Annotated in this window: 21 protein-coding genes; 11 read left to right on the forward strand and 10 right to left on the reverse strand. The window is 56.8% G+C overall.

The window, feature by feature from the left end; all coding sequences use genetic code 11:
• Window positions 1–270: 270 nt before the first annotated feature.
• The 6 genes from ACHZBS_RS18330 to ACHZBS_RS18355 all read left to right on the forward strand — a co-directional run bounded on the left by ACHZBS_RS18330 (window position 271) and on the right by ACHZBS_RS18355 (window position 5,891).
• Complete coding sequence (locus tag ACHZBS_RS18330; protein WP_319407971.1) at window positions 271–1,002, forward strand: GntR family transcriptional regulator; 732 nt, start codon at window positions 271–273, stop codon at window positions 1,000–1,002.
• Window positions 995–2,221 (forward strand): tryptophan synthase subunit beta, encoded by a 1,227-nt coding sequence (gene trpB, locus ACHZBS_RS18335; RefSeq protein ID WP_319407972.1) that lies wholly within the window; start codon window positions 995–997, stop codon window positions 2,219–2,221. The genes ACHZBS_RS18330 and trpB overlap by 8 nt, the downstream gene beginning before the upstream one ends.
• The gene (gene trpA / locus ACHZBS_RS18340) at window positions 2,214–2,984 is read left to right on the forward strand and encodes a tryptophan synthase subunit alpha (RefSeq protein WP_319407973.1); all 771 of its coding nucleotides are present in this window, start codon (window positions 2,214–2,216) and stop codon (window positions 2,982–2,984) included. Before trpB ends, trpA begins: the two co-directional genes overlap by 8 nt.
• A gap of 14 nt (window positions 2,985–2,998) precedes the next feature.
• Entirely contained in the window at window positions 2,999–4,177 is a 1,179-nt protein-coding gene (locus ACHZBS_RS18345; protein WP_319407974.1) for an iron-containing alcohol dehydrogenase, read from the forward strand.
• A complete protein-coding gene (locus ACHZBS_RS18350) occupies window positions 4,171–5,499 on the forward strand; it encodes a TIGR03790 family protein (RefSeq protein WP_319407975.1) in 1,329 nt (442 codons plus the stop codon). Before ACHZBS_RS18345 ends, ACHZBS_RS18350 begins: the two co-directional genes overlap by 7 nt.
• 215 nt (window positions 5,500–5,714) lie before the next feature.
• Complete coding sequence (locus ACHZBS_RS18355) at window positions 5,715–5,891, forward strand: hypothetical protein (protein ID WP_319407976.1); 177 nt, start codon at window positions 5,715–5,717, stop codon at window positions 5,889–5,891.
• A 42-nt stretch (window positions 5,892–5,933) separates the two neighbouring features.
• Here the strand turns inward: ACHZBS_RS18355 and ACHZBS_RS18360 are convergent, their stop codons facing one another.
• Together ACHZBS_RS18360 and ACHZBS_RS18365 are read right to left on the reverse strand one after the other, a co-directional pair.
• On the reverse strand, window positions 5,934–6,164 hold the full coding sequence (locus ACHZBS_RS18360; RefSeq protein WP_319407977.1) for a KH domain-containing protein: 231 nt from the start codon (window positions 6,162–6,164) through the stop codon (window positions 5,934–5,936).
• A gap of 449 nt (window positions 6,165–6,613) precedes the next feature.
• The gene (locus tag ACHZBS_RS18365) at window positions 6,614–6,874 is read right to left on the reverse strand and encodes a hypothetical protein (RefSeq protein WP_319407978.1); all 261 of its coding nucleotides are present in this window, start codon (window positions 6,872–6,874) and stop codon (window positions 6,614–6,616) included.
• Between ACHZBS_RS18365 and ACHZBS_RS18370 the strand changes: the two genes are divergently transcribed.
• The 5 genes from ACHZBS_RS18370 (at window position 6,862) to ACHZBS_RS18390 (ending at window position 13,969) form a co-directional block, all read left to right on the forward strand.
• Entirely contained in the window at window positions 6,862–8,244 is a 1,383-nt protein-coding gene (locus tag ACHZBS_RS18370) for an efflux transporter outer membrane subunit (RefSeq protein WP_319407979.1), read from the forward strand. The genes ACHZBS_RS18365 and ACHZBS_RS18370 overlap by 13 nt on opposite strands.
• A 7-nt stretch (window positions 8,245–8,251) precedes the next feature.
• Window positions 8,252–9,520: an efflux RND transporter periplasmic adaptor subunit gene (locus ACHZBS_RS18375; protein ID WP_319407980.1), complete on the forward strand. Its 1,269-nt coding sequence runs from the start codon at window positions 8,252–8,254 to the stop codon at window positions 9,518–9,520.
• Window positions 9,513–12,647, forward strand: a complete 3,135-nt coding sequence (locus ACHZBS_RS18380) for an efflux RND transporter permease subunit (RefSeq protein ID WP_319407981.1) — start codon at window positions 9,513–9,515, stop codon at window positions 12,645–12,647. Before ACHZBS_RS18375 ends, ACHZBS_RS18380 begins: the two co-directional genes overlap by 8 nt.
• Before the next feature lie 22 nt (window positions 12,648–12,669).
• Complete coding sequence (locus tag ACHZBS_RS18385; protein ID WP_319407982.1) at window positions 12,670–13,365, forward strand: YkgJ family cysteine cluster protein; 696 nt, start codon at window positions 12,670–12,672, stop codon at window positions 13,363–13,365.
• A gap of 205 nt (window positions 13,366–13,570) precedes the next feature.
• Complete coding sequence (locus tag ACHZBS_RS18390) at window positions 13,571–13,969, forward strand: DUF2914 domain-containing protein (protein ID WP_319407983.1); 399 nt, start codon at window positions 13,571–13,573, stop codon at window positions 13,967–13,969.
• Window positions 13,970–14,056: 87 nt separating this feature from the next.
• Here the strand turns inward: ACHZBS_RS18390 and ACHZBS_RS18395 are convergent, their stop codons facing one another.
• From ACHZBS_RS18395 to ACHZBS_RS18430, 8 genes are all read right to left on the reverse strand, one after another.
• Complete coding sequence (locus ACHZBS_RS18395) at window positions 14,057–14,893, reverse strand: nitrilase-related carbon-nitrogen hydrolase (RefSeq protein WP_319407984.1); 837 nt, start codon at window positions 14,891–14,893, stop codon at window positions 14,057–14,059.
• A complete protein-coding gene (locus tag ACHZBS_RS18400; RefSeq protein WP_319407985.1) occupies window positions 14,890–15,285 on the reverse strand; it encodes a secondary thiamine-phosphate synthase enzyme YjbQ in 396 nt (131 codons plus the stop codon). Before ACHZBS_RS18400 ends, ACHZBS_RS18395 begins: the two co-directional genes overlap by 4 nt.
• Before the next feature lie 180 nt (window positions 15,286–15,465).
• Complete coding sequence (locus tag ACHZBS_RS18405; RefSeq protein ID WP_319407986.1) at window positions 15,466–15,783, reverse strand: TusE/DsrC/DsvC family sulfur relay protein; 318 nt, start codon at window positions 15,781–15,783, stop codon at window positions 15,466–15,468.
• Between the two features lie 167 nt (window positions 15,784–15,950).
• Complete coding sequence (locus tag ACHZBS_RS18410) at window positions 15,951–16,796, reverse strand: FAD/NAD(P)-binding protein (protein WP_319407987.1); 846 nt, start codon at window positions 16,794–16,796, stop codon at window positions 15,951–15,953.
• A 15-nt stretch (window positions 16,797–16,811) separates the two neighbouring features.
• On the reverse strand, window positions 16,812–17,873 hold the full coding sequence (locus ACHZBS_RS18415; RefSeq protein ID WP_319407988.1) for a 4Fe-4S dicluster domain-containing protein: 1,062 nt from the start codon (window positions 17,871–17,873) through the stop codon (window positions 16,812–16,814).
• 72 nt (window positions 17,874–17,945) lie between these two features.
• Complete coding sequence (locus tag ACHZBS_RS18420; protein ID WP_319407989.1) at window positions 17,946–18,872, reverse strand: 4Fe-4S dicluster domain-containing protein; 927 nt, start codon at window positions 18,870–18,872, stop codon at window positions 17,946–17,948.
• A 22-nt stretch (window positions 18,873–18,894) separates the two neighbouring features.
• Window positions 18,895–19,326 carry a hydrogenase iron-sulfur subunit gene (locus ACHZBS_RS18425; protein WP_319407990.1) on the reverse strand — a complete coding sequence of 144 codons (432 nt, stop codon included), beginning with the start codon at window positions 19,324–19,326 and terminating at the stop codon, window positions 18,895–18,897.
• A gap of 76 nt (window positions 19,327–19,402) precedes the next feature.
• Window positions 19,403–23,842, reverse strand: a complete 4,440-nt coding sequence (locus ACHZBS_RS18430) for an FAD-dependent oxidoreductase (protein WP_319407991.1) — start codon at window positions 23,840–23,842, stop codon at window positions 19,403–19,405.
• Window positions 23,843–24,228 lie beyond the last annotated feature (386 nt).

The following is a 24,228-nucleotide window of genomic DNA, read 5'->3' on the forward strand; positions in this document are numbered from 1 at the left end:
CTGCTTTCGCTGGTTCCTATAAACAGAAAGGGCCATCATAGGCAATCCCTTTCGGATCGTCAATATATCCGTGGTTTGGATTCCTGCCGCAGACCACCACGGACTGTTGTCAACAATTTGAATTCAAATCGGTGGGTGATTGCGAGGAATAGATTATGTGCCAAATTGTCTTGACAACTTTACAAATAAATGCAACTTTAACCCCAACCATCATAACTGATAAGCTCAACGTAAAAAGCTGAAAACCATTACCCAAAATCCGGCTGCGCCATGCTCAACACCCAATCGCCCATTCCTTTGTACCGCCAACTGGCCGACATCCTGGCGGAGGGCATCCGGTCCGGCGGCTATCCGGTGGGGTCCAGGATTCCGTCCGAGCCGCAGCTGGCCAAGGATTACGGCATCGGCCGACCCACGGTGCGCCAGGCTATCGATGTTCTGGTGCGCAAACGGCTGTTGTTGCGGCGGCGGGGATCGGGGACCTTCGTTCGCCAACCGGAACAGGAGGTCGATCTATTTTCCCTGGCCGGAACCAGTTCGGCGTTTACCAAAAAGGGCATCCGCGTCGAGGTTCAGCTGCTCAAAAAAACCAAACTGATTAAGGTGGCAGATGACCGGGAGAATCCCTTTGCCGGGGGAACGGCCTTTTTTCTTTCCCGACTGAACCGGGTGGACGGTGCTCCGGTTCTGCTGGAGGAGATTTTTCTCCACCCGGTGCTATTCAAGGGAATCGAACGGATGGAACTGGCCGGGCGATCCCTTTCCCAGGTGGTGGAGTCCAGTTTCTATATGCGTCCCACCGGAGGCCGACAATCCTTCCGTATCGTCTATCCCGACCCTGCCAAAAGGACGGTCATGGAAATGGCGGACAACTCGCCGGTACTGAAAGTCCATCGCTACCTGAATTTTAAACAGGCGGATAACGCCGTTTTCTCGAAATTGTTCTGCAACACCGACACGTTTGTCTTTTCTCAGCAGATTGGAGGCTTGAGCCATGCTTAAACGAGGCTATTACGGCAACTTCGGGGGAGCGTTTCTGCCCGAGATACTGGTTGCCACCTTCGATGAACTGGAAGAGGTGTATAACGACGCCAGGAATGATCCCATTTTCTGGCATGACTACGAACAGCTCATGTCCAGCTACTCCTGCCGTCCCACGCCGATCACCTATGCCCAGAACCTGACCCGCCATTTCGGCGGAGCCCGGATTTTCATCAAGCGTGAGGACCTCAACCATACCGGCGCCCACAAAGCCAACAACGTCATGGGGCAGGGCCTGCTGGTCAAACGCATGGGCAAGACCCGGGTGATCGCCGAAACCGGGGCCGGCCAGCACGGGGTGGCCACGGCCACCATGGCCGCCCGGTTTGGATTCGACTGCACCATTTACATGGGTGAGGTGGACGTCGAGCGTCAGCGGCCCAACGTCTTCTGGATGGAGCAGCTGGGGGCCACGGTGGTGCCGGTGACCGACGGTTCGCGGATTTTGAAGGACGCCATCAACGAGGCCTTCCGGGACTGGGTAACGAATATGGATTCCACCCACTACGTGCTGGGCACCGCCTGCGGGCCCCACCCCTTCCCGGAAATGGTATCCTGGTTTCAATCGATTATCGGCAAGGAGGCCCGCCGGCAGATGCTGGAAAGGGAAGAGCGGCTGCCCTCGCGGGTATTTGCCTGCGTGGGCGGCGGGTCCAACGCCATGGGTATCTTCAGCGGCTTTTTCGACGATGATGTCGACCTGGTGGGGGTTGAGGCGGCCGGCCGGGGGCTGGATTCCGGCCAGCATGCCTCGCGGCTCTGCTCCAACGATGCCAGCGTGGGCGTGGCCCAGGGATACAAAACCTATTTCCTGCAGAATAAAGATGGCCAGATGCGAGAGACCCACTCCATCGCTGCCGGTCTGGACTACGTCGGCGTTTCGCCGATTCTGTCGGACCTGAAGGAAACGGGGCGTGTGCGCTTCGAAGGGGCCACGGACCGGGAGGTGATCGCGGCGCTGCGTCTGACCATGCAGAAGGAGGGGGTGATCCCGGCGCTGGAATCGGCGCATGCCTTTGCCCGGGCGTTTAAGGAGGCGCCGACATTGTCACCGGAAGAGATTATCTTGATCAATCAGTCCGGCCGGGGGGACAAGGACATCTTCACCATTGCCGATGCCTTCGACGATCCCCAATGGAAACAATTCATCATTGAAAAGGCCAAACAATACCATGCTTGAAGCGTATCTTCGTTCACGGTTGAAACAGAAACAGATTCTGCTCATGACCCACATCGTCATCGGCTATCCCACCCTGGAGGCCTCCCTGGAGGTCGTGCACAGCATGGTCGAGGCCGGAGTGGACCTGATGGAACTGCAGGTTCCCTTCTCCGAACCCATCGCCGACGGACCGGTGATCTTAAAAGCCAATCAGCAGGCCCTGGCCAACGGGGTGACGGTGGGACAGTGCCTGGATTTCGGCCGCCGGGTGGCCCGGCAGTTTCCGATTCCCTTTTTGTACATGACCTACTACAATATTCTCTTCAAATATGGCGTGGATCGTTTTGCCGACCACATGCAGGCCACGGGCCTCAAAGGTGCCATCGTGCCGGATTTGCCTCCGGAAGAGGCCGCCGATTATTTGGATGCCATGGGCCGCAGGGAACTGTCCCCCATCTTCATTTACTCGCCCACCACCTCCGACGCGCGCATGCAGACAATCGCCCGGGTGGCCGACGGGTTTGTCTATTGCGTGGCCCGAAAAGGGGTCACCGGTGACCGGACGGCATTTTCCCGGCAGATCGGCGATTACCTGGCTCGCTGCCGGACGGCCACGCAATTGCCCCTGGCGCTGGGGTTTGGGGTTAAAAACAAGACGGATGTCGATTTTTTAGCGGGTAAAGCGGATATCGCCGTTATTGGCTCCCAGACGCTGCGAGTCCTTGAAAACGAGGGCGTCGAGGCGATGGGCAGGTTCATTCGACAGATTGTCAACGCACCATGACACGGAGAGCGACGATGATTTCAGCATTCACCTTTGCCGCCATGCCCAGGCTGATCGCTGGTCCGGGCACAATCGGCAGACTTGGAAAACTCGCAGCACCTTTCGGTAGAAACGCGCTGTTGGTGACCGGGTCCAAAGCGCTTGAGCGATCCGGGCACCTTTCCCCTATCCTGGAGGATCTGAAATCGGAGGGTATGCACGTTTTTCGATACCGCATTGCCGGCGAACCGTCTCCCGTCATGGTGGATCAGGCAGTAAGTGATTTTAAGCGCAAGGCCGTTGATGTGGTCTTGGCCGTCGGCGGCGGCAGTGTGCTGGATGCAGGTAAAGCGATTGCCGCCATGCTCAAGGAAAACGGATCGGTCGTCGATTTTCTGGAAGGGGTCGGCAATCGAACCCCCTCGGGTCAATCCGTGCCGGTGGTGGCTGTGCCCACCACCTCGGGGACCGGCAGCGAGGCCACCAAAAATGCGGTGATTTCCCGGGTGGGAAGCGGAGGATTCAAGAAATCCCTGAGGCACGATAACTATATCCCCCGGTTGGCCATTCTGGACCCAACATTATGCACCTCAGCCCCAGCTTCGGTGACAGCGGCCTGCGGGATGGATGCGCTGACCCAACTGATCGAATCGTATGTCTCTACCCATGCGTCACCGCTGACGGACATAATGGCCATAGACGGAATGCGTTACCTGATTCCGGAACTGCCCGATGCCTGTGGAAAGGGTGCTTCCGATCTCGGCTGCCGCGGTGCCGTTGCCTACGGGGCGTTCCTCTCCGGCGTCACCCTGGCCAATGCGGGATTGGGGGTCGTGCACGGTGTGGCCGGACCCCTGGGCGGCCTATTATCCATCCCCCACGGCGTCGCCTGCGCCAATTTGCTGCCTTTTGCCGTCAGGGCCACCGTCGACAACCTGTCCGGCATTAACACAGCGCCATCCAACGCGGCCATCGATAAGTTTGCCCGCATCGGCAGACTATTCGGCGCCAAACCCGACAACCGTCTGGGTGGCTGTCTTCATTTGGTGGATTGCCTGTACCAATGGCTCGATCAATTGGACATTCCACGGCTGGGGCGGTTCGGTCTGACCGCTGCCCACGTCGATTTTCTGGTGCGCGCTGCATCCAACAAAAATAATCCATGGCCGCTGTCAGATAGTCAGATTGGCCAAATGATTCAGGATCGGTGCTGAATGATAGTGCGTGGCTGCCTTTCAACATGAAGCGGATGGTTTATCACCGGCTGGTGCTCATCATCCTGTGGCCGGTTGTGTTCATCCCATTGATGCCATGGGTCAGCATGGCCCTGGAGCCTGGTGAAATCCTTATCCTTGCCAACAAAAACACCGGTGAGGGTGTTGAACTGGCTCGCTATTACGCCAAGAAACGAAACATACCGGACGCCAACCTTCTCTTATTGAGCCTGCCTGATGATGAGATGTGCCGTCGGGATCTTTATGAAAAGCAGATTGCCGTCCCGGTTCGTGCATTTTTAGAAGCGATCAAACCCTCCCGGCGCATCCGCTGCCTTGTGCTGATGTATGGTATGCCGCTGAAAGTGGGACCATCAGAACATTTTGAAGCGGAAAACGACAAAGCATCAGAGGCCAGGGAAGGTGCACTCAAAAAACGGATGGAAGACCGCCATGGAGAAGACGAAGCAGCATCCCCGTCAGTCCTTGCCGAGGAATTGAAAGATGTCAGAAAGCGTTTGGATCGGTTAAAGATAACCACTGACCAGCGGGCCTCGGTGGATTCGGAACTTTCCGTTGTCAGGCATACTGACGCGCCGGTTGGCGGGTGGGTCGAAAACCCTTTTTATTTGGGCTTCAGAAGCCGATCCCCAGCTGTTTCCCAAGAAGCCGTCCTGATGGTCAGCCGGCTGGACGGCCCTACCCCGGCCAGTGTAAAAAGGATCATCGACGATTCCATCAGCGTTGAAAAAACAGGTCTTTCCGGTACTGCTTATTTTGATGCCCGTTGGCCAATGGGCCAATCACCCGCAGCATCCGCCTATCAGATCTACGACCGGTCCATCCACCGGGCAGCGCAACGGGTGGAAAAATCCGGCAGAATGCCGGTGGTCATCGACGAAGCCGATGCCCTGTTTCAGCCGGGCCAGTGCCCGGATGCAGCACTGTACTGCGGCTGGTACAGCCTGGCAACCTATGTGGACGCATTCAGCTGGCAACGGGGTGCCGTCGGTTTTCATATCGCCAGCAGCGAATGTACCACCTTGAAAAAAGAAAGCAGCCAGGTCTGGTGCAAGCGCATGATCGAAAAGGGGGTCTGCGCTACCATCGGACCCGTTGGCGAACCTTATGTGCAGGCCTTTCCTTTGCCGGAGCTGTTTTTCGGATTCCTGACCGAAGGGATACTATCACTTGCCGAATGCTATATGGTCAGCCTTCCCTTCCTTTCCTGGAAGATGGTGCTGGTGGGAGATCCCCTTTACCGCCCTTTTAAAAAAAGCCAACAGCCTTCCCCATCTTTTTTCCCTGCCTGTGCAAATTGAGGTTGGTTTGGTCGCATCATGCTCGAAAAATGCCTGTCTGCCAACTATTTGGCGGTGCTTTTCGAATTTGAATAGAATAAAATTATAAATAAATCAATTAATTATAAATATTATGAACCATGGTATGCCCTTTGCATATTTATTTGCGCATACAAGCATGGTGGCACGACGGCGAACAAGCTCCGACAACAATGCCGAGAAGGGGGAAGCGATACATGTTAACCAAGTTGATGGCCACAAGCCATGAGGACTTTCCCCGATTGAAAAAACAAAAGCCCTTTTCCCTTGAAGAGGAAAGGGCAAATGTTTTTTCAATCGGGAAAGATGAGATCGGGCTTTTAGATATCGTTATTTTAGATGCAATTGCGAAAAGTGAAACCTGTAACCACTGATTTTACGAATGCCCCCGATTGGATCAGGGCACATCAAGGCTGCTATTCAATGATTTCAAGAACCGTGCGTTTTTTAACCTTTGAAGAAACGGCACTCAGAATGGTTCGCATGGCCTGGGCGGTCCGGCCCTGCTTACCGATGACCTTCCCCAGATCTTCCTTGGCCACTGTGAGTTCCAAAACGGTGGTTTGATTCCCTTCCACTTCCGCTACGGAAACCTGCTCGGGTTTGTCCACCAATGACCGCGCTATGTAGGTGACTAATTCTTTCATCGTATCTCCCTTTTAGTGAATCCTGCAGTTGCGTTCAGTTGCGTTCTCGCGCCTTTTCAATAGGGCAAAAAAATCCACTCGCGGTGCAACGCGTGGATCTGTCCTTGTCGATTAGTCATCTTGAATCAAAGAATAATGTGCAGTCGAAGCCATTATATATGAGTTCAAGCAAATCACAATACTAAAAATATTCGTAAATACCACCTTAATAAATTAGGTGGTATTTTAAACGCGGTTGCCGTGAAAATTCATACCCCGGCCAAATGAATGACAGGAAAACTGTCGGACAGCCGATCGGTCCTATGGATGGAGCCAATATTCTGAGCGGTTTGCGCTTGTTTCAGGCAATCCAGGGTGATAAATCAATACTTCGTACTTGTGGCAGGCGTTATCACGATTATCTTGTAGACAGTTTACTAAAGCCGTTAACCGAACAGTCGTAAAATGATTTAATCAAAAAAATATCCAAATGAATTATTCCCTTGTTGCCGTGAACCTCTTTTTTTAAGGTGTTCCCCGGACTCAGGCGGGGTTGCGTCGGTAATACCAGTATGGATCACCGCGCCGGTAATGCCGGAAAAAAAGGACCGGAAACCTGTGAACGAATTGGCAGGCAAGCGAATTTTACCGAGGTGAACCCCGTCAACCCATGAAGAATTATTACCCATACCGGCTTTTTTTACTTTTGGGAATCTCAGTGCTGTTTTCATGCAGCCCCTTCAAGCCGATGGTGATGCCGGATGCGGCGGGTGAACTTCCCGGCACCTATGCCTTGTACGGCGTAGAAATAGACCTGACATCGCCATGGTGGGAATCCGTGGGTTCCCCGGAACTCAGCCGGTTGATTAATACCGCCCTATCTGGCAGCTTTACACTTAAAGAGGCCTGGGCCCGGTTGCAGCAGGCCAGGTCGCTGGCCGTTCAGGCCGGTGCAGCGCGTTACCCGGATCTGGTTGCGACCGGTTCGGCCGACTATACCCGGCGCCGATCGGAATCCCTATCCGGCGGTTCGGAAGGAGACGGTAATTACGCGTTGGGTCTGGCCAGCAATTACGAGCTGGACCTGTGGGGCAGGATCCGAAGCCAGCAGGAGGCGGCGCTACTCACCGTAAATGCAACTCAAGCCGACCTTCAGACGGCCAGTATCACGGTGGCTGCCGAAGTGGCTGACCGCTGGGTGCGGATTGTATCCCAACGGCTTCAGAAGCAGCTTCTGGAAAAGCAGCTGGAGAACAATTTAACCTTTTTAGATCTGATTGAACTGCGTTTTCGAAAAGCCATGGTTTCCGCCCTGGATGTTTACCAGCAGAAGCAGGTGGTGGAGGGTGTCCGGGCGAGAATCCCGCTGGTGGAGGCCGAAACCCAGTTGTTGATGCATGAACTGTCCGTACTGCTGGGGCGGCCGCCCCGGACGGATCTCGATTTAACGCAGACCGACATGCCGGTCATCGGCAGTTTTCCGGCGGTAGGCCTGCCTGCCGATCTTCTGGCCAATCGGCCCGATGTGAGGGCGGCCGGCTTGCGGTTAAGGGCTGCCGAATGGCAAGTGGCTGCGGCTCGGGCCAACCGCCTGCCGGCCCTTCGCTTGACTGCCGGTGCCCAATACGGCCCCAGTGACTTGGATCTGCTTTTCGATACCTGGTTGCTGAGTCTGGCTGCCAACCTGACGGCACCCATTTTTGACGGCGGCCGTCGGGCGGCAGAGGTGGACCGGACCTTGGCACAGGCGGATGAAGGTCTCTGGGGATATCGCCAGGCCGTCTTGACTGCCATTAAAGAGGTCGAGGACGCCCTGGAAAGCGAGACACGACAGCGGGAACATATCAGAGGGCTTGAATCGGTAATGGCGGCGGCCCGGAAAGGGCTTGAAGAAGCCATCCAGCGGTATCGTCGGGGGTTGAGCGATTACCTGCCGGTGCTTACCCAACTGATCGCCGTCCAGGATCTCGAAAGGGATCTGATCCGGCAGCAGGAGACGCTCATTCGATATCGCATCGGTTTGCACCGTGCGCTTGGCGGTGGGTGGGTCGGGAGTGCCGATTTACCGGGGGCATCCGTGAAAGATGGGCGCCGAGGATAAGATGAAAATGGACAAAAATATGAATGGTCATCCTGAAAAGACCGAGGCAACCCGTGCCGACGGCAAATCCTGGGTGAGGACCCTGATTGTCTGTGCCCTGATCATAACGATTGGCATCGCCGGTGCCAGCTATATCAAAAAGACGGCCCCGCGAGCCCAGAAGCGGCCGCCGGAACGCACCGTTGCCCTGGTGAAAACCCTGCCACTTTTTCCGGATACCCACCAAGTTGCCGTGACGGGTATGGGATCGGTGATCCCGGCAAAGGAAATCACCTTGAAAACAAGAGTCCCCGGAGAGATTCAAGCCATTCATCCGGAGTTTGTTGAGGGCGGATTTATCCGTGCCGGTGAAAAGGTGGTGAAGATCGATGCCGAGGATTACGAGCTGGCCATTGCCCGCAAGGAAAGTGCCGTAGTCAACGCAGACTATGCGCTTAAGGTGGAGATGGGATACCAGGATGTGGCCCGGCAGGAATGGTCGCTACTCTATCCGGAGCGAACGGCCAATGCCCAGGAAGCGGAACTGGCCCTACGACAACCCCATCTGGCCAAAGCCCGATCCGATCTGGCGGCTGCCCGTGCAGAACTCGAACAGGCGCGATTAAACCTGTATCGAACCGATATTTTGGCACCATTCAATGCCATTGTCCGCAGCACCCACGTGAATGTGGGTTCCCAGGTGTCCACCCAGGATGCACTGGCCCAACTGGTGGGCACCGATGAATACTGGATTCAGGTGTCGCTCCCCGTGGAGCGCCTGGCATGGATACAGATTCCCCGGACCAATTCGGAAAAAGGCGCCTCCGTCACGATTTCCTACCGGGGAAGCCACCGGCAGGGGACAGTGGCCAGATTGCTCAGTGACCTGGAGACGGACGGTCGCATGGCCCGGGTCCTGGTTTCCGTCAAAGATCCGCTGGGGTTGAAATCAAAGAACCGGGACGACGCGCCTCCCATGCTGATCGGTGAGTACGTCCGGGTGGTCATCCAGGGACAGCGGTTGACGGATGTCTATCGCATCCCCAGAAGTGCCCTGCGGGACAACAGCACCATCTGGATACTTGCCGATGACGATACCCTGAAAGTCATGCCGGTGGAGACCCTGTGGCGCGATGCCGATCATGTGCTGATGAAAAACGGCATTGTTCCCGGTCAGCGGCTCATTGTTTCTGACCTTTCCGCCCCCGTGGACGGGTTGCCGTTGCAAGACAGCGATGCCGGGCCATCGGGGGAATCCTTGTCAACACCTCAACGCAACGTAAAATCAGATGGATAACCTGAATCTGAATCCTGTTTCCGATGGGGATCGCCGTCAATCCGGTCCCATCTCATGGATGGCCGGGCATTCAGTCGCGGCCAACCTGCTGATGGTGGTTTTTCTGGTAGGCGGCCTGATTTTCGCCGGGCAGATCAAAAAAGAAGTTTTTCCCGATTTCGAACTGGATTATGTGACGGTCTCCATGGCCTACCCCGGTGCCAGTCCCGAGGAGGTGGAGCGCGGCATTATCCTGGCCATTGAAGAGGCAATTCAGGGCCTTGATAATATTAAGCAAATTACCGCGGTGGCCAACGAAGGCGCCGGTAGGGTGACCGCTGAGGTGATCGAGGGAAAGAATATCCAGCGGGTGGCCCAGGATATCCAGAATGCGGTGGACCGGATCACCTCTTTTCCCGACGAGGCCGAGGACGCTCGGGTAACGATTGCCCAGCGCAAACGTTATGTCGTCTCTCTGGCCCTCTTCGGCGACCAGGGGGAACCTATTCTCCGGGAGACAGCGGAGATGGTCCGTGATCGTCTGCTGCAGGACCCGGGCATCACCCAGGTGGAACTTTCCGGAATCAGGGATTATGAAATCAGCATCTCCGTTCCTCAGGCCAAATTGAGGGCCTACGGATTGACGCTGGAGCAAATTGCTCAGATCATCCGGCGGGCGGCCGTGGAAGTCCCCGGTGGATCCATTAAAACGGACAGTGGAGATGTGCTGGTGCGCATGACCGAACGAAGGGATTTCGGGCCTGAATTCGGCCGAATCCCCATCATCACCACCAACGACGGCACCCAGGTGCTGCTGGCGGACATCGCCGAGGTGGTGGACGGATTCGAGGACACGGACAGCTTTGCCACCTACAACGGTCATCGGGCCATCCTGATCGACGTCTATCGTATCGGTGATCAGACCCCATTGGATGTTTCCGAACGTGTCCGTGAAAAAATGGCCGAGATACGACCGAACCTGCCGCCGGGCATTGATCTGGTGGCCCGCAACGACCGCAGCGACATCTATCGTCAGCGCATGGATCTGATGCTGCGCAACGGCTATTTCGGGCTTGCTCTGGTGTTCATTCTACTGTCCATCTTCCTGGAGCCGCGGTTGGCTTTCTGGGTCAGCCTGGGAATTCCCATCTCCATCCTCGGCTCGCTGTTTTTCCTGCCGGCTGCGGGGGTGAGTATCAATGTCATGTCCATGTTTGCCTTTATCATCACCCTTGGCATCGTGGTGGATGATGCCATTGTAGCCGGCGAAAACATTTACCACCACCGCCAGTCGGGAAAGCCATGGCTTCAGGCGGCGGTGAACGGAACTCGTGAAATCTCCATGCCGGTAATCTTCAGCGTGCTGACCAACATCGTGGCCTTCATGCCGTTGTTTTTCGTATCCGGCATCATGGGCAAGGTGTTCCGTCAGATTCCCGTAGTGGTGGTGGCCGTGTTCGCCGTCTCCCTCATTGAGAGCCTGTTGATCCTGCCGGCCCATATCGGCCATCGTAAACCCCGCTCGGAAACCGGTCTCTTCGGCTGGGTGCTTCGCCAACAGCAGCGCTTCAGCGACTGGTTTTCCTTTTTGGTTCGAGCCCGTTATGGCCCCTTTCTCGATCTGGCCCTGCGCCATCGCTATATCGCCATCAGCATCGGTGCCGTGGTGCTGATGCTTACCCTCAGTTACGTGAAAAGCGGGCGTATGGGGTTCGAATTGTTTCCCAAGATCGAATCTGACTATGCTTTGGTTACGGCGGTGTTGCCCTATGGCACCGCGGTTCAGAAAACGGAAGCGATTCAGCAAATCCTTGTGGAGACGGCCAAACAATTGACCGCCGAAAATGGCGGCAAAGAACTGGTTGAAGGCATCTTTTCCACCATCAATGGTAACCGTGCGGAGGTGCGCATCTATTTGACACCACCTGGCGTCAGACCCCTTTCTACGGCTCGGTTGACATCGCTTTGGCGGGATCGGGTCGGGCATTTAACCGGATTGGAGTCACTCAAATTCGAGTCTGATGCAGGTGGACCGGGGCGCGGGGCAGCTATCGCCGTCGAGCTGAGTCACCGCAATGTGGAAGCCTTGGCCCTGGCTAGTGCCGAAGTGGCCGAATCCCTTGGATTTTTCCCCAATGTAACGGATATCGACGATGGCTTCTCACCGGGGAAAAAGCAGATCGATTTCAAAATCCGGCCTGAAGCGCGCAGTCTGGGCCTCAGGGCTCAGGAGGTGGCCAGACTGCTCCGTAATGCCTATTACGGTGCTGAAGCCCTCCGTCAGCAACGGGGGCGCAACGAAGTGAAGGTCATGGTTCGTCTGCCCAAAAATGAGCGGATGTCCGAGCACAACCTGGAGGAAATGATCCTGCGCACGCCGGCCGGCAAGGAGATGCCCTTGCTGGAAGCAGTGGACATCAAGCGGGGCAGGGCCTATACATCCATTGACCGTCGCAACGGACGGCGGGTGGTGACGGTGACCGCTGACGTCCAGCCGCGCAGCCAGGCCGACCAGGTGCTCCGCTCCCTCACCCGGGAGACCTTGCCGGCTCTCCAGGAAAAATACCCGGGGTTGACCTACAGCTTCGAAGGCAACCAGGCCGAGCGGCGCGAAAGCATGGAGAGCCTGATGCGGGGGCTGATGATGGCCCTGCTGGTGATCTACGCCATGCTGGCGATCCCCTTCAACAGCTTCATCCAGCCGGTCATTATCATGATGTCCATCCCTTTCGGCATCGTGGGGGCGGTAATCGGACACTTGATCATGGGATACAGCCTGAGTGTGATGAGCATGTTCGGCGTGGTAGCGCTGTCCGGTGTCGTGATCAACGATTCCCTGGTGCTCATGGATTTTGCCAACCGCAAGCGTCAGGAAGGTGAAGGATGCCACGACGCCATTCACCATGCGGGCATTCACCGCTTCCGCCCCATCCTGTTGACCACCCTGACCACCTTCGGCGGTCTGGCACCCATTATTTTCGAGACCTCCCGCCAGGCGCGTTTTCTCATCCCCATGGCGCTTTCACTGGGCTTCGGCATCCTCTTCGCCACGGGAATCACGCTGATCCTGGTGCCTTGTTTATACATGGTGGTGGAGGATCTGCGCCAAGTGACGGGCGTATCCACGACCTGCGATGCAAATCCTTAGAAAAAGATCCGGTGGCAATGGAATGAATCATGAAGCGACTCCGTATCCTTGCCAACGCTGCGGCACCTGCTGTGAAAAGGGGGGGCCGTCTCTGCACCTGGAAGACCGACCCTTGGTGGATGACGGCCGCATACCGGCCCGATGCCTGTTCACCATCCGGCGGGGCGAACTGGCTCGTGACAACGTCAAGGGCACCCTGGCGCCATTGACCGATGAGATCATCAAAATCAAGGGGCACCCCGGCAGGTGGACTTGTCTGTTTTATGATCGGGCGACCCGGGGGTGCGGCATCTATGACCACCGCCCGCTCGAGTGCCGGGCGTTAAACTGCCGGGACACCCGGCGGATCGAAGGGATATACGAAACTTCCCGGCTGACGCGACAGGATCTGCTGTCAGGCGTCAACGGCCTCTGGGAACTGATCGAAGACCATGAGCAGCACTGCAGTTATGAAGACCTCCAAGCGCTGGTGGGAGAAGGAACCCGTAAGGGGCGTTTGAAACAGGAGATAAAGATCCTGGAAATTCTCGGATTTGATGCCCACGTCCGTCAGCTGACGGTGGAAAGAGGGAGGGTGGACAACCGGATGCTGGATTTTATCTTCGGGCGCCCGCTTGCCGAAACCATCACGATGTTTGGGATTAACTTGGTGAAGAAAAACAGGGCGTATACGTTGGCCCCGACGCCGGCATTCTCTATAAAGCAGCAGGTGTTTTGACGATTTGCCAACCCACAACCAACCTGCTATAAACCCGTTCCATCGAGATTCCTTGAACCGCTCTTATCTGACTTCATTTTTCCGAAGTCAGGTTTTCGTTCAAACCGGTTAGAGCCCGGCAGCGACGCTGAATTCCGACTGACATTCGTTTTCACATGAAACCAGAACGATAATTGCTCAATTTTTCTAACAAAAGGAGGGACAGATGAACATCCGGCGCTTTTTCACCCTGACTTTTTCCCTGATACTGGTTCTGGTCTTCGTCACCGGGGCCATGGCTCAGGAGATCACCGTGGCCCAGGCCGTGGTCTGCCGGGAGATCGTGGATCGGATGCCCGTGGGATCCGGTGACGTGATCCCTGTGGGGACTGAACGGGTTTTTTGCTTTACCCAGATCGGCGGTGCCCAGGGGGAAACGGAAATTACCCACAACTGGTACTACCAAGGTGCTCTGAAGGCGTCGGTCGTATTGCCGGTTCGCAACAGTCCGTGGCGGACCTGGAGTTCTAAAACCCTGCTGCCGGAATGGACGGGCGAGTGGATGGTGGAAGTGCTTTCCAAAGAGGGTACACCATTGGAGAGCATTATCTTCTTCGTTCAGTAGCCGACTCCAGGTTGCGGGCAGGTTTATACTACCGGGTTGGGGACGGTATGCCGCCGGGAAAAAATGACTGCCAATGGCCTGCGGTCCCTATTCGTGAAGGTCCGTCAACAGCGGCGTCTGGCGGTAAAGCCCGGGCCGGCGGTTGGGTAAAAAATACCGCATCCGATGGCTGCGGACATGGTTGATCTGATCGGCCGTCAAGTCGGCCACCATTATTCCCGAGTCTCCTGACAGGCGGGCGTCGATGATTTCTCCTGAAGGGGAAAAGGCCACGGCATTGCCAGGGAAGACCAGTCCATTTTCGTTGTTTCCGGTCTGGTTGCAGGCGACCACAAAGAGGCCGTTGTCAAATGCCCGGGCGGGCAGGTGGCGCATCCACGATTGATGCTTGTCCATCGCCTGGCCACGCGGGGAGGCATGGGGGATAAAGATCATGTCGGCTTCGGCTTCTGCCATGCGTGTGGAAAGCTCGGGGAAATGGGCATCATAGCAAAGCTGGATGCCGAACCGAACCCCAGACCAGTGGAACACCGGCAGGGTTTCACCCGGGCTGAAATGATCCGCTTCCGGCGGGGCCAGGTGGAGCTTCCGGTAGAGGCCGGTCCGACCCTTCGGAGTGATCGCCATATGACTGGCAAAAATCCTTCCATCCTCAGCCTTTTCAGCAAACCCCACAAGCAATGCGATTTGCTGGTCAACGGATAGACGGACCAGCGCTTCAATCTCCGATCCCTTGGCAGAAATGGCATGATCGGCGATTTCCGCCCGGTTGCTGTAACCGGTGAGATTCAGCTCAGGGAAGCAGACCAAGGCGGCTCCCTTTTTCCCGGCCAGCAGGGTCCAGTAGCGGGTCCGCGCCAGATTGTGTTTGACCCGGCCTACCGGACACCGGCAGACCACCGCCGCGATACGGATATCTTTCATGATTCCCGCATCAGCCGGATGTCCAGCTTGCGGGTCCGGGGTCCGTCAAACTCACAGAAGAAGATGCCCTGCCACGTACCCAGAACCAGCCGGCCGTTTTCAACGGCAATGGTTTCCGACGATCCGACGATTGATGTTTTCAGGTGGGCGGGGGAGTTGCCTTCCATGTGGCGGTAGGCTTCTTTCCACGGTACGATTTTGTTGAGTACCATCAGAATATCCCCGGCCACAGCCGGATCGGCGCTTTCATTGATGGTGACGGCCGCTGTGGTGTGGGGGACGAAGACCATGCAAAGGCCGCTGTTCATTCCGTTCTCGGCAACCTGCTGTTGAACCCGGGCGGTGACGTCGATCATTTCCGTCTGCGAGTGGGTTTTTACGGTAAGGCGCATAGGGCCTCCACAGGAATATAGGTTGTCTTATACCCAAGGCTACTGGGGGCATCATCAGGATGGCCAGAGATAATTTTTTAACCTGTCCTAAGCCGCTTTAATCTTCTACCTTATCACCTAAATTAAAAAAGGCCCCGCCTTTTTTAAGCGGAGCCTTTTTATAATTGAGGTTCGGTGTGCTTAGACACATCCGGTGGGTTTGGGAAGCCCCGCCATCTTACAGGCTCCCTTTCCGGGTCCGGACGGGAACAACTCGTAAATGTGCTTCAGTTTGAAGCCGGTCACCTTGGAGAGCACGCGGACCATGGGGGCGATGCCGTTCTTTTCATAGTATTCGCGAAGCACGGCTACCACCTTCTGGTGCTCGTCGTTCAGTTCATCGATGCCTTCTTCTTTTTTAACATACTGAACCCACTCTTGGGACCAGTTGGTGTAGTCATCGATAAAACCGTCTTCATCTACCGTGAAGCTTTTTCCACCAAATTCGACTGTCGGCATGTTACTCAATCCTCCTTTACAAATTTGTTAGTATTTCCGGCACACTGCCGTTTAAGTTCTCTTCTAGAATCTAAACTTAGTAACGGATTAAGTCTTTTATGTCAATACGAAATCCAAAAATTAGCGAAGTGAAAAAAACTGCAAATCGCCGGACCGCTGATGACCGGCTAATATTCCCTCGGAGTTTTGTTGATCTGGTCCAGGGTGAAGACCGGGCCGTCCTTGCAAACCAGTTCCTTGCCTATGCCGCAGCGACCGCACATGCCGAAACCGCATTTCATGCGGTTTTCCAGGCTCATGATGATGTGGTCGTGGGCGTAGCCCAGCTTTTCCAGCACCGGTTGGGTGAATTTGATCATAATGGGCGGGCCGCATACGATGGCGTAGGTATCGTCACCGCCTTGAGGGGCTTTTTGTTCGGTGATGGGGGGCACGAAGCCCACGTTGTACTTCCAGTCGGGGTCGGTGGTGGCATCCACGGTGATGTGCATGTTGATGTCGTCCCGCTTTTCCCACTCCACCAACTCGTTTTTGTAAAGCAGCATGCCAGGCGACCGGGCGCCGTAAACCACGTCGATATTGCCGAATTTTTTCCGGTTGGCCGGATCCAGCATGTAGACAACGGACGAACGCAGGGTCGTGAAGGCAAACCCCCCGCCCACGATGAGGATGTTCTTGCCCTCCAGGCGCTTCCAGGGGTAACAGTTGCCCAGCGGTCCCCGCAGCCCCATGATGTCTCCCGCCTTCATGTTGTGAAGGTGGGTGGTGACCACCCCGGCACGGTTGACCGTAAACTTGACGAATCCTTTTTCAACGGGCGATGAGGCGATACCGATGGGGATTTCTCCTTTGCCGGGGATGGACAATTCGGCAAACTGTCCGGCCTGATAAGCGAACTTCTGTTCGTCGCCATCGTTGAGGAAAACGAATTTAAAGGTCTTCAGGCTCTTGTCTTCGGCCTCGACAGTGATGTCGTCAATCCGGACCGGATAGGGTAAATATGGATTTTGCACGTGTTCCTCCCTCTATCAACCCTGCACGGCGCAGGCGTCTGCAGGTTTGAAGCTGTTCATCAGTTCGCATACCCGGCGGATATCGATATTAACCGGGCACTGGCGAACGCACCGGCCGCAGCCTACGCACATAATGCCCGCTTCGTATTTGTCCACAAAGTATTTTAGCTTGTGCATGAAGCGCTGGCGGACCCGCTGGGTCTTCGTATCCCGGGGGTTGTGCCCGGTGGTATGGACGGTGAAGATGGGAAACATGCAGCTGTCCCAGTTTTTCATGCGCACGCCGGAGTTTCCATGAACCTCGTCCTGGATATCGAAGCACCAGCAGGTGGGGCAGGAGAAGGTGCAGGTACCGCAGTTCAGGCAGGCAAAAGCGATATCATCCCAAAAAGGTGCGCCGTGAAGTTCCAGCAGATCGGTGCCGTCCAGGTTGTCGGTCTTGATGGAAGAAACCATCCGGCCTTCCGCCTTCGCTTTGCCTGATTCAAAGGCCTCCTGGTCATCGGATGCGACCTTCCAGCCGGCGGCGTCTGCAAAGGCCGTTCCCTTGTCCGTGAGGATCTTGGCCAGGTAGGCGTCTCCCCGGTCCATCACCAGCATGTCCAACCCCTCCTCATGGTAAGGCCCGCAACCGGCAGTGGTGCAGAAGCAGGTAGACAGGGGGGCGTCGCAGGCCATGCCGATGAAGGTGGTGGCCTGGTAGGCGTCAAGCCAATAGGGATCCTTCACGTCCGGCGTGTCGAAGTTCAGCTTGACCAGCAGGGTTGATTTGGCATCGCAGGGTCGGATGCCGATCACGGCGCGGGGAGCGGTGTCCCTGGCCACCTCTTTCATGAGGTGGTGGTCGTCCCTGGACTCGTCAAGGGAGTATTCGAGCATCGCTTCGGATTGGGGAAACAGCAGCGCCTTGGGCGACAGGCGGGTGTTGACCATGTCAAACGCCGGCATTTCACCCTTTTCCAGTGCCTTGAACTGGTGGTAGTCCTTCTCCTTGACCGGCCCAAACAGCCGGTAGGCATCGGCGGCGGCCTTCAATCCCTCAGCCCACTTTTTCTTGTCGATTCTAACGAGCGTCATAGCGTTAACCCTTACAACCTAAAAAGAATTTGCAGATGGGGAAACGGTATTCCCCACCACTCCAGTCTTTATCTATTTGATAAAGGCCCCCGGATCGTTGGATTGGTAAACATCCAGTGCCGGCCGCTGCTCCAGGGAAAGTCCGGCTTCCCATCCGAACTGTTCCTGGCAGTCTTTTTCCAGTTTGCGCGTGAGCAGGCGCATATTGATCCCCACCGGGCACGCGCGCTCGCAGGCACCGCAATCGGTGCAGCGGCCGGCGCAGTGGTAGGCCCGCAGGAAATGGAACGTTCGCACGTCCACCGGGTCCTGGCCTTTGCCCACCCACTGCGGCTTGGACTCGTCGACGAAACAGGTGGGGCAGTAGCACAGCGGACAGGCGTTGCGGCAGGCGTAGCAGCGGATGCACGGTGAGAGCAGTTCGTCGAAAAACTGCCATTTTTCATCGATGCCCATCTCCTCGATCTTTTGGATGTCCGCGTAGCGATCGATGCCCGTCTGCTCGGGTACCGGATCGGCTACCATTTCGTCATGGATGACCGGGTTGCGGTGAATGCAAAGGGCGCAGTTCTGCTGCAGCACGTCGTTCTTGTCGAAGAGCGTCTCGGCATCGGCGGTCTTGACTTTGATGGTGGTTTCGGTTTCCGAAACCTCCAGGATCTCGCCGGACACCATACCGCCAATCTTGCGTTTGTCGATCATCCCCGTGCACGGAACGCCGACGATGTGCAGTTGATCACGCTTGATTTTGTTTTCGATAATGTGGGTAACAATATTCCTGGAATCGCATCCTTTGGCGAAAACGGCGATCTTCTCTTTTCGATTGGTCAGGTAGTTCGCCAGGTTGATGCCGCAGTTGCTGTCCCATATCAGCGATTGGACATCTTCAGGTTTAGTGACAAAGCATGGTTCGTTCATCATGGGCAGGGTTCCCTTGCGGAAGCCGATGATCATTTCCACGTCACATTCCTTAAGAAGGCGACCGGCGATGTCCCTCATTTTCTCGGTGTATCCTAACATATCACGCTACCTTCGCCTGGGGTTTCACAAAGTGTTGGTTGGGGCCCAGAGCGCGAACCGCTTCTGTCACCTGGGTCACGACATCGATGAACTTGGTGGCTTCGGCCGAAGACACCCATGACATGTGCAACCGATCGCGTTCGATACCCATGTATTCCATTAGGTTGCTAAAAAGGGCAAATTTTCGTCGGGCGTAGTAATTACCTTCCAGGTAATGGCAGTCGCCGGGATGTCACCCGGACACCCACACCCCGTCAGCGCCGTTTCGCAGTGCAGCCAGGGCGAACTTCGGGCTCATGCGACCGGTACAGGGGATCCGGATAACCCGGATATTGGGTGGATACTGCATCCGGCTGACGCCGGCCAGATCCGCTGCGCCATAGCTGCACCAGTTGCACAGAAAGGCCACAATTTTCGGTTCCCATTCAGACATTTCGTTTCTCCTTCATTCAGGCCCGGCCGGCAACGGCTGGCGGTCTCCGCCTGCTCCGATGCCGGCCCGTTTTCAATTAGATGGCATCCAGCATGGCAAAAATCTGGTTGTTGTCGAATCCCTTGAGATGAATGGCGCCGGACCGGCACGAGGCGACGCACAGGCCGCATCCCTTGCACAGGGCCGGGTTGATGGTTGCCCTGCCGGCGAACATACGTGCATCCTCGGGGATGAAGCCGGGGGCGGAGTAAGGGCAGATGGATATGCATACCCCGCAGCTGGAGCACATCAGGGGATCGACCGAGGCGACTTCACCGCTGGTAAAGATGTTTTCCTGGGCGAGCAGGGTGACGGCCCGCGATGCTGCTGCCTTTCCCTGGGAAATAGCCTCATCGATGGATTTGGGGTAATGAGCCAGCCCGCAGAGGAAAACGCCGTCCGTGGCAAATTCGCACGGCCCGAGCTTGGCGTGCTTCTCGACGAAAAAGCCGTCGTCGTTGAGCGGGATTTTGAAAAACTGGGAAAGCTGTTCGTCGGCATATGGCACAATGGCCGAGGCCAGGGTCAACAGGTCCGTGGTGATTTCCAGGGGCCGGCCCAAGACATGGTCGGTGACGCGCACCGCCAGTCGATTTCCATCGGGCATCACCTGGGGTTTGTTCTCCAGATCATAGCGGATGAAGATCACGCCGGCCTCACGGGCTTTTTTGTAAAGCGTTTCCCGCTCGCCGTAGGTACGGATGTCACGGTAGAGAATATAGACACCGGCTTCGGGGTTGCGGGTCTTGATGGCCAGGGCGCTTTCAATGGAATGGGTGCAGCAGACCCGCGAACAATAGGGCCGCTGGGGCTCGCGCGATCCCACGCACTGAATGAACACCGCCGTGTTCAACGCGTCGAGCATGGGATCGCCGGTCAGCATTTTGCGGTCCAACTCCAGGCTGGTCAGCACCCGCGGGTCTTGGCCGTAAAGGTATTCTTCGGGCTGGAGTTCACTGGCTCCGGTGGCCACCACGGTAACGCCATGTTCTATGGCGGTGTCACCGGCACTGTTTTTAAGGACGGTCTTGAAGTTGCCCACAAATCCATCCACGCTGGTCAACTGGGTATTCAGGTGCACCTGAAGACGCTTTTCAGCGTTTACCCGGGCCACCAGTTCGGCCAGATGGGCTTGAATGTCCTCCCCCCGCCAGGTCCGGTACAGGCTGTTGGCCTGCCCGCCCAATTGAGCGGTGCGTTCCACCAGATGGGTGTCATACCCCTGCCTGGCCAGGCTCAGAGCAGCAGTCATGCCTGCGATGCCGCCGCCGATGACCAGGGTGGACTGGCCGACGGTGAGTTCAGTTTCGGAGAGCGGCTCTTTGAGAGCGACCTTGTTGATGGCCATGCGCACGAGGTCCATGGCCTTCTGGGTGGCGATGTCGGGGTTGTTTTTGTGGACCCAGGAATCCTGGTTGCGGATGTTGACCATTTCGAACAGGTATTTGTTCAGGCCGGCATTGATCAGTGTCTGCTGGAACAGCGGCTCATGGGTTTTGGGGGTGCAGGCTGCGACCACCACCCGGTTGAGGCGCTTTTCCCGGATGATCTCGGTCATGCTGTCCTGGGTGTCCTGGGAACAGGTGTACATGTTGTCGGTCACGTATTCCACAAAGGGCAGGGTGGCCGCATAATCGCGTACCGCCGGCACGTCAACCACACCGGCAATATTGATGCCGCAATTGCAGACAAAGACCCCCACCCGGGGCCGGTCGCCGGCCACATTGGTTTCGGGAACCACTTCGGCCGTACGGGTCTGGGTGTTTCTTGCCGAACAGAGCAATTCACCCGCGGCGGCTGCCGAGGCGCTGGCATCCACGACGGCCTGGGGAATATCCTTGGGTCCCTGGAAGGCGCCGCAGACATAAACGCCGGCGCGGCTGGTGGTCACCGGGGCAAAGGTGGACGTCTGGCAGAAGTTGCCCGGCGTGAGGCCTACCCCCAGCGATTCGGCCATGGCAATCACGTCGGGGGAGGTTTCCAGTCCCACGGAAAGAACCACCATGTCGAATACTTCCGTTTGCATCTCGCCACTTTCGGTCACATAACGGATCGACAGGTCATCGCTGTCCGGTATGGCATCGATGGTATGGACCTTGGACCGCAGGAAACGGACGCCCTGGGATTTGGCCCCTTCGTAATAGCGTTCGAAGTCCTTCCCGTAAGTGCGCATGTCCATGAAAAAGACCGCGCAATCCAACGCCTCGCCGGCGTGTTCCTTGGCGATGACGGCCTCTTTGATGGCATACATGCAGCAAACCGACGAGCAGTATTCATTCTTGCAGCGGTTCTGGTCACGGGATCCGACGCACTGGAACCAGGCAATCTTCTTGGGGTCTTTGTGATCCGAGGGCCGGGCCACGTGTCCTTCGGTGGGGCCCGAGGCGCTCAACAACCGTTCGAACTGCATGGAGGTGATTACATTGGGATGCTTGCCGTATCCGTAAAAATCCAGCTTGGAGGGATCGTAAGGCGTAAAACCGGGGGCCAGAATGACCGAGCCCACTTCAATATTCAGCAGCTCGCGCTGCTCCTGGTGGGATTCCAGCGTGACTGCCCCCGCGCCGCATGCCTCCACACACTGGTAGCATTCGCAGCAGTAGCCGCAGTTCAGGCAGCGGTGGGCTTCGGCCTGGCCGGCTTCCTCGGTCAGGCCCTGTTCGACTTCGTTGAAATTGCCCCGGCGGGCTTCGGGCTTAAGTTCACGCATCTTGGCACGCGCCGCCGCCGGTTCGTCGGCGGGTATCGGACGGTAAACCGGATCGTCACGCTCGATGGGCTCGCGGCCGGCCGCCATATCGGCGCCGTCCAGATATCGCTCGATGGATACGGCCGCCTCCTTGCCGGCGGCGATGGCCCCGATGGCCACCCAGGGTCCGGTTTGCAGGTCGCCGCCGGCAAAAACGCCTTTTCTGCCGGTAGCATAGGTGATGGGGTCCACCTCGGTGGTGCTCCATCGGGTGAATTCCAGGTCATCGACCGCTTCGATAGCGGACAGGTCCGGTCGTTGGCCGATGGCCGGGATCAGCTGGTCGATGTCGAGATCGTATTCGCTGCCCGGAACCGGTACGGGACGACGGCGGCCCGAGGAATCCGGTTCGCCCAGTTCCATGCGGATGCAGCGCAGTCCGGTCACCTTGCCGTCGGTGGCCAGGATCTCCTGGGGGGCGGACAGGTAAGTCAGGGAGACGCCTTCCGTTTCCGCGGCCTGAATCTCCTCTTCCCAGGCCGGCATTTCCGCCCGGGTGCGGCGATAGATGATCTGGACGCTTTCGGCACCTAAACGAACCGCCGAGCGGGCCACATCAATGGCTACGTTGCCGCCGCCGATGATGGCCACGTGCCTGCCCACCGGTGCGCTGCCGGACAGGTTGACCTCTCTTAAAAAATCGACGCCCTGGCGAACGCCCTCGGCCTGTTCGCCGGGCACCCCCAGGGTGATGCCCTTATGGGCACCCAGGGCCAGGTAGACTGCCTTGAAGCCCTGTTCGAAAAGGGTATCTACGGTCAGGTCGTCGCCCAGCGGGGTGTTGGTCTTCAATTCAACGCCCAGGTTGGTGATCAGTTCGATTTCCCGGTCCAGAATCTCGGGCGGCAGCCGATGGTCCGGAATGCCCACGCGCAGCATGCCGCCGGCTTTGGGCAGAGCCTCGAAAATAGTGGACAGGATGCCCTTGCGGGCCAGTTGATAGGCCGCGGACAGGCCCGCCGGTCCCGAACCGATGATGGCCACGCGTTCATCGCGCGGGGCGGCTTTGGGAATTTCGATGTCCCGGGGATCGAAGTGATCGGCGGCCAGGCGTTTCAAGTCGCGGATGGCCACCGGCTGATCCACTTCGCAGCGGCGGCAGGCGTCTTCGCAGCCGTGGGGGCAGATGCGCCCCAGCACGCCGGGCAGGGGCAGATCTTCCATGATGATCTGCAGGGCTTCTTTGTATTTGCCCTGGCCGACCATCTGCACATAACCCTGAACATTGAGCCCGGCCGGGCAAGCCAGGCGGCAGGGGGCTTTGTCGGCCTTCTGGATCGCAAATGCACCGGGAATGGCCTGGGCGTATCGCTTGTAGGTTGCCTTGCGGTTATTCAGCCCCTGATTGTATTCGTCAGGCAGGACCACCGGGCAGACTTGCGCACAATCCCCGCAGGAGGTGCATTTGGCCGGGTCGATAAAGCGGGGACCTTTATCGATGGAGACGCTGAAATTGCCTTCGGTCCCCTGAATGTCTTTGACTTCTGCGCAGGTGATCAGGTTGATATTCAGATGCCGGCCGAACTCGACCAGTTTTGGGGAGATAATTCACATGGCACAGTCATTGGTGGGAAACGTTTTGTCGAGTTCGCTCATCACTCCGCCAATGGCCGGGGATTTTTCAACTACATGAACAAGGTATCCCGAATCGGCCAAATCCAACGCAGCCTGCATTCCGGAGATGCCGCCCCCAACAACCAGAACAGAACCAATTGCGTCCTTTGTCATTGTTTCGTTCTCCTGATCGCGCTTGAAACGCAATGTATAAAAATTTTAAGGCCTCTAAACGATTAAGTAAAAATAATAGGTTAGGTGTATTTTCAATAAAAAACTTACCTATATGGACAGGAACGCCTTGTCAATAAAATTCGCAGGCACCGTGTCGCATGACCCTGTCAAATTATGCGAATATGCCCAAAAATTCGGTTTGAATCAAGGGAAAATTTTTTACGGCGACCTTCATAGGGAACTTTCGATGTTATATGGAACCTTTTATGTGCGTCTGGTGGCGCGCTCAGCACCGGACAACCGGCCGGTTGCCGCTGTTTCTGGACCCTGTTCAGGCCGGGCAGGGGGATGGAATCTGCTAACGACTCGGGACGGCTGTGGACCGT

This window comes from uncultured Desulfosarcina sp., assembly GCF_963664155.2.
Taxonomy (GTDB): domain Bacteria; phylum Desulfobacterota; class Desulfobacteria; order Desulfobacterales; family Desulfosarcinaceae; genus Desulfosarcina.